The sequence below is a fragment of the Lysobacter sp. TAF61 genome (assembly GCF_052113485.1).
In the GTDB taxonomy this organism is placed as follows: domain Bacteria; phylum Pseudomonadota; class Gammaproteobacteria; order Xanthomonadales; family Xanthomonadaceae; genus Lysobacter_J.
Window position 1 is genome coordinate 15,913 of the sequence record NZ_JBFRDH010000007.1, and the last position, 16,725, is coordinate 32,637.

The window sequence follows — 16,725 nt, forward strand, 5'->3', positions numbered from 1 at the left end:
GTGGTCTTGCGGGCGGGCTTCTTCTCGGAACTCATCAACGATCTCCTTCAAGGCAGGCCAGCAGCGCATCGCGCAGGGCCTGCTGTTGCGTTTCATCGAGCGCGCCATCGCGCCCGTCGGGCTGGGTACAGGTGAGCTGGAACACGTCTTCGGCGCGCTCGCCGAAGGTGGCGATGCGGGCGTCGTGCACGCGCAGGCCCTGGCTGCGGATCGCCTGGGTGACGTCGGCAAGCAGGCCCGGGCGGTCGGTGCAGACCAGGCTGAGCATGGTCCGTGCGTCGTCGCCGAGGGTGTCGAATCCGACCTGCGCGTTGATGCGGAAATGGCGCAGGTGGCGCGGCTGCGTGCGCCGGGTCGGCTTGATGCGGTCGAGCGGACCGTCCAGCGCCGCGGCCAGGCGCTGTTCGACCTCATCGATGCCTGGCGGGCAACGCGGGTCGATCGGCACCACTTCGAAGCTGTCGAAGATCATCGCGTTGGGCCCGTCGAGCACGCGCGCCTGCTGGATCGCCAGGCCGAGGCGGTCGAGCGTGGCGACGATCGCGGCAAACAGGCCGTCGCGGTCGGCCGAGTGCACGAACACTTCCAGCGCGCCGGCGTGCTCGCCCACGGCACGGGCGCGCACGCGCGTCTCGCCGATGGCCACGCCGCGCAGCGATGCCGCCTGCCAGGCGATCTGGTCGGGACGGCTGCGCTGGAAACCGATCTCGGGCATGCGCGCGTAGAGCTGGTCGACTTCCTCCTCGCCGAAACCGAGCGTGGCCAGCATGGCGCGCGCGGCGTCGCGGGTTTCGCCCGCGCGCTCGAGGCCGGCGACCGGATGTTCCAGTCCACGCCGCAATGCCAGGCGCGTGGCGGTGTAGAGGTCCGCCAGCAGGCGGTCCTTCCATGCGTTCCACAACTTGGGCGACGTGCCGGCGATGTCGGCGCAGGTCAGCAGGTAAAGATGATCGAGGTGCTCGCGGTCGTTGACCTTGCCGGCGAAGCGGTGGATCACCTCCGGATCGGCGATGTCCTGCTTCTGCGCGGTCACCGACATCAGCAGGTGCTGGCGCACCAGCCACTCGACCAGTGCGGTGTCGGCGCGCGACAGGCCAATGGTGCTGCAGAAGATCCGCGCGTCCTCGCCACCGAGTTCGGAATGATCGCCGCCGCGGCCCTTGGCGATGTCGTGGAACAGGCCGGCCAGCAGCAGCAGTTCCGGCTTGCGCAGGCGCGGCCAGACTTCGTGGGCGATGCTGAAACGCTCATCGACGATGCCCGAGGCGAAGCGCGCCAGATTGCGCAGCACCGCCAGCGTGTGCTGGTCGACGGTGAAGACATGGAACAGGTCGAACTGCATGCGCCCGGAGACTTTGGCGAACGCCGGGATCCAGCGGCCAAGCACGCCCAGCCGCGCCATGCGCTCGAGCGCGTGCACCGGGTGCGGTCCACGCAGCAGGGCGACGAAGCGCTCGCGCAATGCCGGTTCGGCCTGCTGGAATGCCGGCACGCGCGACAGCGACTCGGCCAGTGCGCGCGCAGTCTGCGAATGCAGGCCGCGGATGGCGTCGTGCGCGGCCCATACCGCGAACAGCGCGAACACGTCGTAGGCATCGCGCGGCCATTGCGGGTCGCGCGCGGCCAGGTAATCGCGTCGCAGTTCGAAGGCGTGGTCGATGGCGACCGGCGCCGTCTCGCCCTCGATCTGCTCCTCGAAGCGCTGCAGCAGGCGCTCGCCGATGCGCAGCACCAGCGCGGCGCTGCGGTAGAAGCCCTGCATCATCTGTTCGACGGCGAGGTTGTCGGCGTTGTCGACATGGCCCAGCCGTTCGGCCAGCAGCTTCTGGTAGTCGAAGCGCAGGCGCTCCTCGCGCTTGCCCGCGACCAGGTGCAGGCCAAAGCGCAGGCGCGACAGCGCGCGGCGCTCGCGTTCCAGCGTGGCCAGTTCGTCGGCGCCGAACTGACCGATCGCCACCAGCGACTCCAGGTCGCCGGTGCCGACGATGCGCAGCGCCATCCAGCGCAGCGTCTGCACGTCGCGCAGGCCGCCGGGGCCTTCTTTCAGGTTCGGCTCGAGGTTGTCGGCGGTGTCGTCGTAGCGGGCATGGCGCAGTCGCAGTTCCTCGCGCTTGGCGCCGAAGAACTCGCGCGCCGGCCATACCTGGCTCGGCGCCGTCGCGACCTGCAGGGCATGCATGTCCTCGACGGTGGCGATGAGCGGGCGCGCTTCCAGCATCGCCGTGAGGACGGTGATGTCGGCGGCGGCCTGGGTGCACTGCGCGGCCGAACGCACCGCGTGGCCGACCGGCAGGCCGGCGTCCCAGAGCAGCGCGACGAATGCGGCCAGCGCCTCGGCGTGCGCGGCCTGCGCCTCCGGTTCGGCCAGCACCAGCAGATCGATGTCCGATTGCGGGAACAGTTCACCGCGGCCGTAGCCACCGACCGCGAACAGCGCCAACGGCGCACCGGCCGGCAGGCAACTGGCCCAGGCGGCACGCACCTGGGTGTCGACCGCGCCGGTGCGCGCCTGCAGCAGGCGGTCGATGTCGGCGTCGGGATCGCTGTCGAAGCGCTGCGCCAGGCCGGCGCTTACCGCGGCGAGCGCGCTGCGGATGCCAGCCGCCTGCTCACCGGGCTCCGCCGCCGGTCTCGCCGCCGGTCTCGCGGAGGATCCTCCTGCGCTGGACCCGGCGTCGGCGACCGGAGCGGTCATAGGTCGTTGTCGTCCCCGGGCACGCGGGTCAGGATCTCGACGCCGTCGTCGGTGACCACCACCGTGTGCTCCCACTGCGCCGAAAGCTTGCGGTCCTTGGTGACCACGGTCCAGCCGTCGGGCAGCAGCTTGGTGTGGCGCGCGCCCTCGTTGATCATCGGCTCGATGGTGAAGGTCATGCCGGGCTTGAGCACCAGCCCTTCGCCAGCGCGGCCGTAATGCAGCACCTGCGGGTCTTCGTGGTAGATCCGGCCGATGCCGTGACCGCAGTACTCGCGCACGACGCTGAAGCGTTCGCCTTCGGCGTACTGCTGGATCGCCGCGCCGATGTCGCCCAGCGTCGCACCCGGACGGACCGTCCGGATGCCGCGGAACATCGCCTCGCGGGTCACGTCGACCAGGCGCTTGGCCATGACCGACGGTTCGCCGACGAGGTACATGCGGCTGGTGTCGCCGTGCCAGCCGTCCTTGATGACCGTGACATCGATATTGACGATGTCGCCGTCCTTGAGGACCTTGCCCGGGCTCGGGATGCCGTGGCAGATGACGTTGTTGACCGAGGTGCACACGGTCTTGGGGAATCCCTTGTAGCCGACATTGGCCGGGATTGCCTTCTGCACGTTGACGATATGATCGTGGCAGATGCGGTCCAGTTCCTCGGTGGTCACGCCCGCCTTCACGTGCGGGGCGACGATCTGGAGGACCTCGGCGGCCAGGCGGCCGGCGACGCGCATCTTCTCGATCTCTTCGGGGGTTTTGATGGTGATGGCCATGGCGCCATTATCGCCTATCTGCGGCCCGTTCAGGGTCCAACCGACCCCCAGCTTGCCCGTAACCGCCCGTTCCAGCTACAATCTCGCGGCTTGGCGGGGCCTTCGTGCCTTTCCAACCGCCCACGCCGGGCGCAGCAACCGGGCCAGCAGGCCCCGAGCAGGCGAATACACACCCGCTGCAACCCTTCGTGCCGGGGTGCCTGCAGTCCTTCGGGACCGCCAGGTTCGGTCACGGACGCAGCGGGGAGGCCCAACCCCGGAACCATCGCCCCCGGCACCGCCGAGGGCAGCCGCCATACCCTACCCGGCGGCCGGTTCCACTGCCTTGGAGTTAAGCAATGCCCCAGATCACCATGCGCCAGATGCTGGAAGCCGGCGTCCATTTCGGTCACCAGACCCGTTACTGGAACCCGAAGATGGGTCCGTACATCTTCGGCGCCCGCGGCAAGATCCACATCATCAACCTCGAGAAGACCGTTCCGCTCTTCAATGACGCGATGAACTTCATCTCGGGTATCGCGCAGAAGCGCGGCATGATCCTGTTCATCGGCACCAAGCGCAGCGCGCGCGAGTCGATCAAGGAAGAAGCCGAGCGTTGCAACATGCCGTACATGACCCAGCGTTGGCTGGGCGGCACACTGACCAACTTCCGCACCGTCAAGCAGTCGGTGCAGCGCCTGAAGGAGCTGGAAGCGGCTGAGACCGACGGCACCTTCCAGAAGCTGGTCAAGCACGAAGTGCTGGGCCTGCGCCGCGAGCGCGACAAGCTGGAAGCCTCGCTGGGCGGCATCAAGGAAATGAACCGCCTGCCCGACGCGCTGTTCGTGATCGACATCGGCCACGAAGACATCGCGATCAAGGAAGCCAAGAAGCTCGGCATCCCGGTCATCGCCGTCGTCGACACCAACTACGATCCGGCCCTGGTCGACTACGCCATCCCGGGTAACGACGACGCCATCCGCGCCGTGCAGCTGTACGCCCGTGCCGCCGCCGACGCCGTGCTGGAAGGCAAGGCCGCTGCGCCGACGCCGGCTGGCGTGCGCGAGGAAGACTTCGCCGAAGCCGCCGCCGAAGGCGAAGAGAACGGCGCCGAGCGCAAGGCCCCGCGTGGCCGCGCCCCGGCCAAGAAGGCACCGGCCAAGAAGGCCGACGCCGCCGAGTAAGACCCGCGTCATGCGGCCGCGCGATCATGCGCGGTCGCATCGCACCGGTCGTACCGACATTGTTTCGCGGACGCGCCACGCATCGGCCAGCCATGGCCGGCGCGAGATTTGGCGCGATCCGCACATCCAACGAATTCCGAGGTAATCCCCATGGCTGAAATCACCGCTTCCCTCGTCAAGGAACTGCGCGAGCGCACCGGCGCCGGCATGATGGAGTGCAAGAAGGCACTCGTCGAGAACAACGGCGACATCGACACCGCGGCCGAGTGGCTGCGCAAGTCGGGTCTGGCCAAGGCCGACAAGAAGGCCGGCCGCATCGCCGCCGAAGGCCGCATCGCGGTCGCCCAGGACGGCGGCAAGGCCGTGCTGGTCGAGATCAACTCCGAGACCGACTTCGTCGCCAAGGATGACAACTTCCTGGGCTTCACCGAAGCCGTCGCCAAGGCCGCCCTGGCCTCCGACGCCGCCGACGCCGAAGCGCTGAAGTCGGCCAAGGTCGACGGCGGCGAGACGGTCGAAGAAACCCGCGCCGCCGTCATCTCCAAGGTTGGCGAGAACGTGCAGGTCCGTCGCCTGGCCCGCGTCGACAGCACCAACAACGTTGCCGCGTACGTCCACGGCGGCCGCATCGGCGTGCTGGTCGAGGTCAAGGGCGGCGACGCCGAACTGGCCCGCGGCATCGCGATGCACGTTGCCGCAATGAACCCGCCGCACATCAAGGCGTCCGACGTCCCGGCCGAGTTCGTGGCCAAGGAAAAGGAAATCGAGCTGGCCAAGATGTCCGACAAGGACAAGGCCAAGCCGGCCGAGATCCTCGAGAAGATCATCAGCGGCAAGATCGCCAAGATCGTCAACGAGGTCACCCTGTACGGCCAGCCGTACGTGCTCAACACCGACCAGACTGTCGAGCAGGTGCTCAAGGCCGCCGGCGCCGACGTCGTCACGATGCAGCGCCTGGCCGTTGGCGAAGGCATCGAGAAGGTGGTCGAGGACTACGCCGCCGAAGTGATGAAGCAGGCCGGCCTGGCGTAAGCCACCCGGCACTTCTGGCGCAAGCAGCAAGCAGAAAGGCCGCGAGCGATCGCGGCCTTTTTGTTTCTGCGCCTGCAGGATGTGTCCCAGCAATCAGAAGTTGATGCTGTAGCGCGCGTTGATTCCGTAATCGCGGGCGTCGTCGGCGATCTGGCCGCTGTAGTTCAACTCCAGCAGACCGTTGCGGCTGACGCGAGCACCCAGGCCGAGTTCGGCCACGGTCGAGTTCTCCGCCAGCGGCGCGCCATGAACGTCGAACGCGCTGCCGCCTTGCCACGCCACGGACGCGGCAGGCGCCAGGTCGCCGCTGGCATGGCGACGACCCACCGCCCCCCGCAGGCTCAGCCAATCCTGTTCCTGCCGCGCGCCCTTCAGGTTGAGGTTGAAACGAAGGCCCACCGTCGACAGGTTGACCCGGGTGTCGGCCACGTCGCCGGACAGCGCGGCAACCCCTCCGCTTTCGACGAAACGGTCCGAATGCGTGTGCACCTGCGCGAACTGCCCGTACGGCTCCCACTCCCAGATGCCGGCGACCCAGCGATAGCTGCCCTCGAGGTAGGCCTGGCTGCTCTCGGCGTCATAGTCGGCACGGGTGCGGTCCTGCACACCCGGGAAGGTGACCGTGCGATCGACATCCACATCGTGCGCCGCGTAGCCCACACCTGCGCGCAGGCCGAATCCGCCCCAGGTCTGGCCGGCATACACGCCGACATGGCGTGAGTTGACGTCGCCTTCGGAGCGTCGATTCGGCTGCTTGATGTCATCTCGCCCAATGCCGCCCAGTACACCCAGGCGCATGCCGTTGTCGAAGCGGAAGTCGTAGCCCAGCAGCGTCGTGCTGCCGTTGTAGTCGACTTCGCCGGCATTGCCATCGCTGCGCAACGTGCCACCGCTGGCGAGTACTTCGATCCAGGCGGCCGATGGTGCGTCTGCATTGGCCGGAGCGAAAGCGCCGGTGCCTGCCCTCGCGCGCGACAGTGCGGCGTCACGTATGTGTCGGCTGCCTTCCACCAGGACCGAGTGCACGCCCGGGTGCAACTCGCCACTCAATGCATCAAAGGCATCGAGTGCCTGCTGCGGGAACAACTGCGTCAACGTCTGTGCAAGGCGCGCATTGATCGCCAGGGCATCCGCCGCGGTGGCGGCCGAGCGTTGGTTGTAGGTCTGCGCAGCGGAGGCGAGTGACCTGCCGCGGGCGACGTCGACGTCGATCTGGTTCGCGCCATAGTTGAAGTCGAACTTCAGGAACGGCGAAATGGCGGAGGCGTCGATCTGGGCGAACCGACCCGATATGCCACCGGTCGCGCTGAGGATGTTGAAGCTTTGCCCCAGCAGGTACTGGCCGGGAGCGTTGAACACGCGCACCGTGCCGCCGAGCAGGTTCGCCACGCCGCCGACGTCGATGCGATCGGACGCCGATGGCGCAGCGATCTCCGCCTCGTAGTACGAGCCGACGCCCTGCGTGTAGTCCCCCTCGATGCGTAATGTCCCGATCGAGTTGCCCGGCGCGATCGTGCCTTCCACCACCGTGTCGGCCAACGTGCCGTTGCCGCGCAGGCTGCCTGCGACGGCGACGCGCGTCGCACCACCAACCCGTCCCTGGATGTTGGCGACGCCACCGTTCACGACAAGGCCGTCGGTGGTGGTCAGGCTGCCGTTGAGCACGAACAGGCCGCCGTTGACGTCGACCTGGCCGAGTCGATTGTCGGCATCCAGTTCCAGCACGCCCTCCCTGAGGTCGAGACCGCGGAAGGTGTTGTCGCCACTGAGCCGCAACCAACCTGCGCCCGACTTCGTCAACCTGCCCGTCCCGCCAATGTCGTTGCGCCAGTCGTCCCAGGCGTCGCCTGTCCAGACCTTGGCGCCGCCGGCACGCTCGTTCATCACGACATGGGTGTCGACCCGAATCTGCCCCGGACCGTCGATGGCCTTTTCAAGATTGACCAATCCCCAACCGTACACGTCGTCCACGCCGGGGGCGCCAAGATCGGTCGCGGTGGTCAGCAGCACATCGCGTACCTGCGGGTTGTCGAGGTACGGGAAACGCTCGATCAACAGCGCCACGGCACCCGTGACGTGCGGCGCTGCCATCGAGGTGCCGGTCAGCGGCGCATAGTCGAATGTAGGGTTTCGTTCCTGCACGTCCAGCCCAATACTGCCGTCCGGGTTCGAAACCACCTGACCTTTGATGTTCTCGCCACCGCTAGTCACAGTCGACCGGATATCGGTACCGGGGGCGGCAACGCACCAGTGCTTGCTGGCGCCGCACTTCACCGAACCATTGCTCAGGACCAGATCGCGATCGACATTGACCACGCTCAGCCAGTACGGCTCGATGTCGGCGAATCGTCGAGGCAACGATGCGTGAGAGCCCGCGATCGGGCTTTCCTCCGGACTTGCGGCGGGTCCGCTGGTATTCCCGGCGGCCCACACCTGGATCAGCCCCCGGGCACGCGACCCGTCAGCGATGACCTGAAACTCCTCCTGCAAGGACGGATCGGCCTGCTCCGCATCCAGTTCGGCAAGTGTCCGCGGCTCTCCCACGCCCCAGCTGTGGTTGATGACGCGCACGCTTCGTTCGTTCACTTGCCGGAACATATCGGCAAGCGCGGAGGTTGCAGCTTGGATACCAAGGTCATATTCGAGGCCGGGGCCGTAGTCGAACTGCCGCCATAGCGCGGCGCTGTTGGAAAACAAGCGGGCGGAGGTCAGGTCGGCGCCAAAGGCCACGCCGTGAGTACCTTTGCCATCGCGATTGGCAACGATCGTACCCCCGACGTGTGTGCCGTGGATGTCGAAGGAGAAGCCCAACTCTCCAAGGGCCTGGCGGACGTCTTCGGGCACGCTCTCATGGACGCCCTCGTGATGGACTGTGGCTTCATGGCCGTCCGAGGCGAAGCACGCCCCCGGGCCCCCGAGGAGAATCGTGTTCGTGCATCGGCTGCCATCGGGCAAAGTGTCGCCGATCCGGATCCCGCGGTGGTTCCTGCCCGCGAATTCCGGGTGGCCCAACTCGACGCCACCGTCGAAAATGCCGGCGCGAACCCCGCGACCGCTCAGCCCGCGCGCGTAGGCGTGTTCGGCGCCGATGGCAGCCAGGCCCCAATCGGCATTGAATTCCTCCGTACGCCAGCTCGCGACATCACCGCGGCGTCCCACCTCCACGACAGCATCCTGCGCACGCGCTGTCGCGAGGCCGCCGACGAACAAGGCGCCTGCGATGGCGGTGGACAGAACCGAGTACGAGTGACACCTGCTTCCGGTCTGGAAGTTCGCGCTGCTTGCATTGCATTGCATTGGCTGGACCTTTATTTCCGCTTGGGGAGTCTGGACAAGACCTCTCCGGTCTTCACCAGTCGTGACGCCACAATTCGCTTGCGGATCAAGGGATTGCGCGTGACGAGAATGGTGCTCCAGCTCACCCGTTCCCGGACCGGCCTGCCCGGCTTCGCTGCGGTAGGGAAGTCCTTCGATCCTGTGTAAGGGGCTTCCGAAGTTCGTCGCCGAGTCACTGACTTCGGACACGCAGGTGTGCGCCGGAAATCGCGGAAGGGGTCTGGAGAAGCCGATCCGTCGACTTCCCCAGACATGCCGGACGCAGGGGGGAGGCCCCCGGCATTTACCGCGGTGGGTCCGTGGAAACCCACCCGGCTACGCACCTTCCTGGCGCGCAAAGTTGTTCGTTGAGGCAAGGCTGCGCCATTGCGACACGCGGGCTTCGCGTGACAGCGGAAGACTGGTGGAGGCCCCTCTTGATGGCGTACTTGATGGCGTGCTGCGTGTCCGCCAGAACTGGATAAACGCGGACGCCCCATCTGACCACCGCCGCTGAAGGCTGTGTATGAGAAGCGTCCTAAAGTGGCCGCGACGGGCGAATGGTCAACACCGTCGAAAAATGGCGCCATCCTTGGCGCCCCATGCTTCATCCCGAAGCCTGCGTGCATGCCGGTCGCGATCCGCGGGGGAGCTGGATCGCGGGGCCCGGTCGATGCGATTGAGGTGCGCCATCCGTGGCGCGTGAGCCTTCCTTCCGGAAGGTTCATGGCCAGTAACGCAGCAGATGGTCCACCCCCCTACCCCGCAGGAAGGATTTTTTCCCGCGCCCGCGGTGAAACGCGACGGCAGTCGCACTGCGGCGACCGGCGACGGCCTAGAACCGGTACGCAGCGCTGACCAGGTAATAGCGCCCGCGCGGGTCGTCGTAGGCGATGTCGTAGCCGAGCTTGTCGGGGTCGTAGTTGACCGGCTGATGGTCGGTCAGGTTGTTGATGTTCAGCGACAACCGCCAGCCGACCAGCCCGACATAGGCCAGGTAGAGGTCGGCCGTGGTCCAGGCCGGGGTGGTGCACTTGCGGGCGCTGGCGTTGCGCAGGGGGCACGGCTGGCCCGGCGCGGCCACGTCCGACGGGCCCAGCTCGTGCAGGTTCAGCGCGGTGATCCAGTCGCCGATGCTCCATTCGGCACCGGCCAGCACCGAGCGCTGCGGCGCGCCGTGGCCTGCGTAGTCGAGTTCCGGACTGGCAGCATTGGCCTGGCGCACGAGGCTGTCGAGGTAGCTGGCTGCCAGGCGCAGCCTGAAACGGCCGTACCGCTCGGTGTCGATCCGGTATTCGGACTGCAGTTCCCAGCCGTCCACTTCGGTACGGCCAACATTGGTGAAGTAGTCATTGATGGCATACAGCCCGCCCTGCTCGTCGCGCACCAGCGCATCCGGGTAGAGCGTCGGGTTGGCCAAGGCATTGGTGCTCAGGATTTCGTTGCGGCGCAGGATGCGGAACCGGTCCAGGCTGACGTCGAAGTTGGTCGTCGGCGCCCACACCGCGCCGAGGATGTAGCTGCGCGATGTCTCCGGCTGCAGGTCCGGATTCTCCACCGCGCCCAGCGACACGATGCAGAAGATGGTGCCGTCATCGGCCGGAACCGGCAGCTGGCAGGGCGCCAGGGCGTCGCTCATCTCCACCACGTCGAGCGAGTCGGCAACGGTGGGCCGGCGCAGTTCGAACAGGGTCGGCGCGCGATAGCCGGTGGCGGCGGTGCCGCGAAGGGTCAGCGATTTCGACACCATCCATTTGACCCCGAGCATGGGCGATGACTTGCTGCCGTAGCCCTGGCGGTGGTCGACCCGCCATGCCAGGTCGGCATTGAGCCAGGTCGCGATGGGCATGCTCAGCTCGGCATAGACCGCCGAGCTGTTGCGGTGTTCGTCGATATCGATCTTCTGCGCGCCCAGGGCGATGTCGCCGGCGAGCATCAGCGCGTCGGGACGGTTGCGCAGTCCGTCGCGATTCCATTCCAGCCCGAACGCGGCCTGCGATTGGCCTCCGGGCAACGAGAACCACGCGCCGTTGGTGCTGAAGGCCAGCTGGTCGAACTGCGCTTGCCCTTCCACCTGCACCCGTGGCGACAGCTCGGCCAGCAGCGCCTGCGGGTTGCCGACGCCGTTGAAGCGGTAACTCTCGTCGTTGATCGCGCGTTCCGTGGCGCTGTTGCTCACCAGTCCGTCGATCAGGTTCTCGACGTTGTTCTGGTGGTGCGCCAGGTCGACCCGCCACTGCCACTCCCCGCGATAGCCATCCAGCCCCACGGTGAGGTCGCTGCTGCGCGCGGTGCTGCGACTGCGCACCGGACCGATGTCGAAGAACGCGTAGTTCAGGACCGTGGCATTGCCCTGGAACCAGTCGTCCGGATGACCGAAGGGCAGGAAGACCGCGGCGTGGAACGGCGCGCCCTGCAGACGCTGCTGGACCTGGCTCAGGCGCATGGATGCGGTCAGGTTGACGGTGTCGCCAACCGGTTGCAGCAGGTAGCCGTAGACCGCGGTGCTTTCCAGTTCGGGCTGCAGCGTGACGTAGCGGGGCTTGTCGAGGTAACACTCGCCCGCCGCGTCACGGATCTGATCCGGGCACGCCCAATGCTCGAGGCCCTGCGTGCTGAAGTAGGCCAGCGGCACGCGCTGGTCGCCCAGCCCCAGGCGCCGCAGGTCGGCGCTGCGCCAGGCGCGGTCCTCGCCGAGCAGCGCATCGCGATGCAGGTAATCGGCACTGATCGACCAGCTGCCGCCGTCATCGCGGACGTGGCCGTAGTTGAAGGAGAACCGCCGTTGTTCGGCATCGCCACGCTCGGACAGGCCGTAACGCCCGACCACTTCGCCGCCGGTCTGGCCCTTCTTGAGGATGATGTTGACCACGCCGGCCATCGCGTCGGCGCCGTAGATCGCCGACGCGCCACCGCGGATGATCTCGATGCGCTCGACCATGCTCAACGGGATCCCGTTGAGATCGGTCAGCCCGCCCAGGTCGGCCGATGCGAGGCCGTAGTTGGCCATGCGCCGCCCATCGAGCAGGAACAACGTGGCGCGCGGGCCCAGGCCGTAGAGACTGGTGGTGGCTGCCGCCGCGAACGGCTGCTGCGACTGGAAACCGCCGTCGGTGGCGACATCGACCGGATGGTGACTGACCATGCCGGGCTGGTAGCTGAGCAGCTCGAACAGGGTCTGGTAGCCGCTCGCCTCGATCTGGGCGCGGCTGATGCGGGTCAGCGGAACCGAAGTGACCGCTTCAATGCTCGATCTGGGGATGTGCGTGCCGGTGACCTGCACCGTGGCCAGTTCGGTTGGCGCGTCGCCGCGCGCAGGTGCCGAGGCCGGCGCAATGGCCGTCGAGCCTGTTTCGGCTTCGATCAGGAAGGTGTTGGCGTTGACCGGGACGGCGCGCAGGCCCGTCCCGCGCAGCAATATCGCCAGCGCTTCCGCGGCCGGCAACCGCGCTTGCAGGCCGGGCGCCTGGCGTCCTTCGACCAGCCCGGGCGCGTAGAGGATCTGCACCCGTCCCTGCGTGGCCAGTGCCTGCAGGGCACGGTCCAGATCTCCGGCCGGGATGACCACGCGCACCGGCGCGGCCGCACTCTTTGCCGCGCCTTCTGCCGCGGAACTGACAGCCGCCATGCAGCCCCATGAAAGAGCGCCGACGATGGCAAGGGTGAAGCGGAACGACCTGGCCATTCGTCCGTTGAACGGGCTGAGCTGGGACGAACCTTACGGGAGCCCGACGGGGGTGGCAATGCGTCCGGGCGGGACTGGTTACCCCATTGAACAACTACTGGGCTTGACGCGAGAGCACGATCTCGTCAGCACCCTGGCCACCCGCATCCTGGTGCCGGGCCTGCAACGACCAGCCGCGCTCAAGTGCGGCGGCCAGTGCTTCCTGGTCGCCGGCATGGAACACGCCGCTGACCTCCAGCGCGCCCAACGCCGGGTCCTGCAGCCGGATCCGCACCGGCGAATAGCGGTTCATCTCGGCCAGCAACTCGTCGAGCCGGCGTTGGCGGAACACCAGGTCGCCCTGTGGCCACGCGTGCGCCGCGACCAGGTCGAGCGGCTGCCTGGCGCCAATGGCGCCGTTGCCATCGATGGTCAGCTGTTCGCCCGGCGCCAGTTCGCTGCGACGCACCGCCGAACCGCTGCCAACCGACACATCGACGCGGCCTTCGAGCAGGCCGACATTGACGCGGCCGTTGATGCGGCTGACCTGGAAAGTGGTGCCGATATCGCGAACGGTGCCCGCGCCGGCCGTGACCAGGAACGGACGCGCCGGATCGGCGGCCACCACGAACTGGGCACGGCCGCGTTGCAGTTCGACCAGGCGCTGGCGGCCGTCGAATCGCGTGACGACATCGGTTCCCGTATCCAGGCGCAGCACGGTGCCGTCGACGAGGGTGAACTCACGCGGTTGGCCGCGCGCGGTCGCGAACTGCTTCACCACTGCCTGCTCGACCGGACGCGGCCACAGATAGGCAGTGGCCACGGCAGCGACCAGCGCCGCGGCAGCGGCAACCGGCAGCCACGGCCGCCATGGGCTCGCCGCAGGCGAAGGCGCGCGGCGCGCCGCATGGGTCGCTGCGCGCAGCAGGTCGTCCGAGGCCAGTGCGGCGGCGAGGGCGTGGATCCGCTCGGCCTGGAGGTAGGCGGCGATGTTGCCTGGCGACTGCGCCAGCCAGTCCTCGAACGCAGCGCGCTCGTCCGGCTCGCATTCGGGCGACATCAGCCGCGCCAGCCAGGCTTCGGCCTGGCTTACACCGGTGTCATGCCCGAGCGCCCCGGTATTCATGCCTGGCCCTCGCGGCTGATGCCGCTGCTCTTCAGCTTCAGCCGCAGCAGTCCCAGCGCCTTGCCGATGTGTTTTTCCACGGCCTTCACCGATATCCCGCAGTGGCTTGCGATCTGGCTGTAACTCATTCCGTCGATCCGATTGAGCAGGTAGACCTGGCGGCAGCGTTCGGGCAGCTGCAGGATCGCCGCGCGCACCAGCGCCAGTTCCTGTTCGTTGGCGATGCGCTGGTCATGGCTGGGCTCGGCCGAGGCCAGCCCGAGGAAGTCCTGGTCGAGGCTGACATGCGCCGACGCCTGCCGCGTCGAGTCGCGGCGGCCGCGATCGTTGAGGACGTTGAGGGCGATGCGGTACATCAGCGGGCGCAACTGGTCGGCCGGCTGGGCGCGATAGCGCATCAACCGCACCATCGCCTCCTGGGCGATGTCCTTGGCGTCCTCGTCGCCCGCGCGCCGCGCCAGGAACGCGATCAGCGCCGCCTGGTGCTCGCGCAGGAAACGGTCGAAGCCGTCGCCGTCGGCGCTTGCCGCAGCGGCGACCGGCTCTTCGTCTCGCGGAAGGGTTGGCGCCATCGCCTCGATCATCGCGACATTCACTCTGCCATGCACCGCACGCGGCCAGGGCGGCAGCGATCCAGGTGTGCGGCGGAGGACGAGCGGGTGTTCGTGCGCATGGCGGGAAGGGCTGGCTCCGGCGCGGTAAGGTCGACTGCGGCCGCGCACTTTGTAGCACGCGTACCAGCGGACAGGCATGGTCCGCGGCGACGCGGCTGCGCTGTTGTCTGGAGTCGCTGGCGTCGGCACGGGCTGTCCCATGCCTCCACAACGCAGCGGCCGCGACCCCACCCCACCCGGCGTCGCGGCATTCGTTCAGTTCCCGACCGCGGTCACGAAGCGGCCGCGACGCAATGCCGGTTGCTGCGGCCGCCACGCCCGCCGCGCCCTCATGGGGCCAGTCGCCGCCGATCCCGTACAATTCCGCTGTTTGCCCATCCCAACGAGGTCGCCATGTCCCAGCTCGCCTATCGCCGTGTCCTGCTCAAACTGTCTGGCGAGGCGTTGATGGGGGACGAGGACTACGGCATCGACCCGAAGATGATCAGCCGCCTGGCGCGCGAGGTGATCGAGGCCCAGCAGGCCGGGGCCGAGGTCGCGCTGGTCATCGGCGGCGGCAACATCTTCCGCGGCGCCGGCCTGGCTGCCGGCGGCATGGACCGGGTCACCGGCGACCAGATGGGCATGCTCGCCACCGTCATCAACGCCCTGGCGATGCAGGACGCGCTGGAGAAGCTCGGCGCCAAGTGCCGGGTGATGAGCGCGATCAAGATCAACGACGTGTGCGAGGACTACATCCGCCGCCGCGCCATCCGCCACATGGAGAAGGGCCGCCTGGCGATCTTCGCCGCCGGCACCGGCAACCCGTTCTTCACCACCGACTCCGGCGCGGCGCTGCGCGCGATCGAGATCGGCGCCGACCTGCTGCTGAAGGCGACCAAGGTCGACGGTGTCTACGACAAGGATCCGAAGAAGCACGCCGACGCGGTGCGCTACGACAAGCTCACCTACGACGAGGTGATCGCCCGCAACCTGCAGGTGATGGACACCGCCGCCTTCGCCCTGTGCCGCGACAGCGACCTGCCGCTGCGCATCTTCGACATGGGCCAGCCGGGCACGCTGCTGAAGATCCTGCACGGCGAACACATCGGCACGCTGGTGCAGGGCCGCAACGCCTGACCCTGAGGTTCCCTTCTCCCGATCCGGGAGAAGGTGCCCGAAGTGCGGATGAGGGGCGCTTTGGCGCCCTTGTAATAGAGTCCGCCCGCACCCTCGTGCCACCATGCCCGCATGGGACACGGACACAACCACCACGCCGCCAACGCGACCCGCGCATTTGCCGCGGTCACGCTGATCAATCTCGCCTACACCGCGATCGAGGCCGGCTACGGTTTCGCCACCAACTCGCTGGCGCTGCTGTCCGATGCCCTGCACAACCTCGGTGATGTGCTCGGCCTGGGCCTGGCCTGGGGCGCGGCGGTGCTGGCCAAGCGCGCGCCGACCGATCGCCACACCTATGGATGGCGCCGCGCCACCCTGCTCTCGCCGCTGGCCAATGCGCTGCTGCTGGTGGCGTTCTCCGGGGCACTGGCCTGGGAGGCGGTGCGGCGATTCAATTCACCGCCGGACATCCCGGCCCTGCCGGTGATGCTGGTGGCGGCGCTGGGCATCGCGGTCAATCTCGGCGCGGCCTGGCTGGTTCGCGACGGCCATGAGCACGACCTCAACCGCCGCGGCGCGTTCCTGCACCTGATCGCCGATGCCGCGGTATCGCTGGCGGCCGTGCTCGCCGGCGCCGGCATGTGGTGGCTGGGCTGGGAGTGGCTGGACCCGGCAATTGCCGTACTGATCGGCGCGGTGGTGGCGATCGGCGCATTCGGCCTGCTGCGCGATGCCTTCAACGCCGCCATGGACGCGGTGCCGGCGAGCATCGACCGCAGCCAGGTGCAGGCCTTCCTGTCGTCGCAGGCCGGCGTGCAGGCCGTCCACCATCTGCATATCTGGTCGCTGGGCGCGGGCGAGATCGCCATGACCGCGCACCTGGTGCGCCCCGACCAGGGCGACCATGACGAGTTCATCGACAGGCTGAACCACGAGCTCGATCACCGCTTCGGCATCAACCACCCCACTCTGCAGGTCGAGCTGGGCCGGGCCTGCGAGCACGATCGCCACGATCGCGCGCCGCACGGGGGTGCGCACGAGCATGGGCACGGGCACGAAGACCAGCACGAGCACAGTCACGGCCACTAGGCCTGCTTCGGCCTGCTGCGGCCTGCTGCGGCCAGCGCCACCAGCGCGGAACCCTCCCACGGCTCCTGCCGGCCTCGCGGACTGCCTCAGGTCGCTGGGGCGGCCCCGGCTGGCTATAATCCCGCGATTACCGCTAATGGAACGGAGCCGGCG

Annotated in this window: 10 protein-coding genes; 4 read left to right on the forward strand and 6 right to left on the reverse strand. The window is 67.9% G+C overall.

Annotated features, from left to right (window positions below; genetic code table 11):
- Positions 1–34 precede the first annotated feature (34 nt).
- Together glnD and map are read right to left on the reverse strand one after the other, a co-directional pair.
- Entirely contained in the window at positions 35–2,695 is a 2,661-nt protein-coding gene (gene glnD / locus AB4Y64_RS15395) for a [protein-PII] uridylyltransferase (protein WP_441817344.1), read from the reverse strand.
- Positions 2,692–3,468, reverse strand: a complete 777-nt coding sequence (gene map / locus AB4Y64_RS15400; RefSeq protein WP_441817345.1) for a type I methionyl aminopeptidase — start codon at positions 3,466–3,468, stop codon at positions 2,692–2,694. The genes glnD and map overlap by 4 nt, the downstream gene beginning before the upstream one ends.
- Positions 3,469–3,806: 338 nt before the next feature.
- Here map and rpsB point away from each other — a divergent pair, with 338 nt between their 5' ends.
- Both rpsB and tsf read left to right on the forward strand, forming a co-directional pair.
- Positions 3,807–4,631: a 30S ribosomal protein S2 gene (rpsB, locus tag AB4Y64_RS15405; protein WP_241918905.1), complete on the forward strand. Its 825-nt coding sequence runs from the start codon at positions 3,807–3,809 to the stop codon at positions 4,629–4,631.
- Positions 4,632–4,781: 150 nt separating this feature from the next.
- A complete protein-coding gene (tsf, locus tag AB4Y64_RS15410; protein WP_441817346.1) occupies positions 4,782–5,663 on the forward strand; it encodes a translation elongation factor Ts in 882 nt (293 codons plus the stop codon).
- 93 nt (positions 5,664–5,756) lie between these two features.
- Here tsf and AB4Y64_RS15415 read toward each other — a convergent pair whose 3' ends face one another.
- From AB4Y64_RS15415 to AB4Y64_RS15430, 4 genes are all read right to left on the reverse strand, one after another.
- Positions 5,757–8,960 carry an autotransporter domain-containing protein gene (locus tag AB4Y64_RS15415; RefSeq protein ID WP_441817347.1) on the reverse strand — a complete coding sequence of 1,068 codons (3,204 nt, stop codon included), beginning with the start codon at positions 8,958–8,960 and terminating at the stop codon, positions 5,757–5,759.
- Between the two features lie 853 nt (positions 8,961–9,813).
- Complete coding sequence (locus AB4Y64_RS15420) at positions 9,814–12,663, reverse strand: TonB-dependent receptor domain-containing protein (RefSeq protein ID WP_441817348.1); 2,850 nt, start codon at positions 12,661–12,663, stop codon at positions 9,814–9,816.
- A gap of 94 nt (positions 12,664–12,757) precedes the next feature.
- The gene (locus AB4Y64_RS15425; RefSeq protein ID WP_441817349.1) at positions 12,758–13,768 is read right to left on the reverse strand and encodes a FecR family protein; all 1,011 of its coding nucleotides are present in this window, start codon (positions 13,766–13,768) and stop codon (positions 12,758–12,760) included.
- Positions 13,765–14,340 (reverse strand): RNA polymerase sigma factor, encoded by a 576-nt coding sequence (locus tag AB4Y64_RS15430; protein WP_441817350.1) that lies wholly within the window; start codon positions 14,338–14,340, stop codon positions 13,765–13,767. Before AB4Y64_RS15430 ends, AB4Y64_RS15425 begins: the two co-directional genes overlap by 4 nt.
- A gap of 435 nt (positions 14,341–14,775) precedes the next feature.
- Between AB4Y64_RS15430 and pyrH the strand changes: the two genes are divergently transcribed.
- Positions 14,776–15,501, forward strand: a complete 726-nt coding sequence (gene pyrH, locus AB4Y64_RS15435; protein ID WP_441817351.1) for a UMP kinase — start codon at positions 14,776–14,778, stop codon at positions 15,499–15,501.
- Between the two features lie 111 nt (positions 15,502–15,612).
- Positions 15,613–16,572, forward strand: coding sequence for a cation diffusion facilitator family transporter (locus AB4Y64_RS15440; protein ID WP_441817352.1), 960 nt, complete (start codon positions 15,613–15,615; stop codon positions 16,570–16,572).
- Positions 16,573–16,725 lie beyond the last annotated feature (153 nt).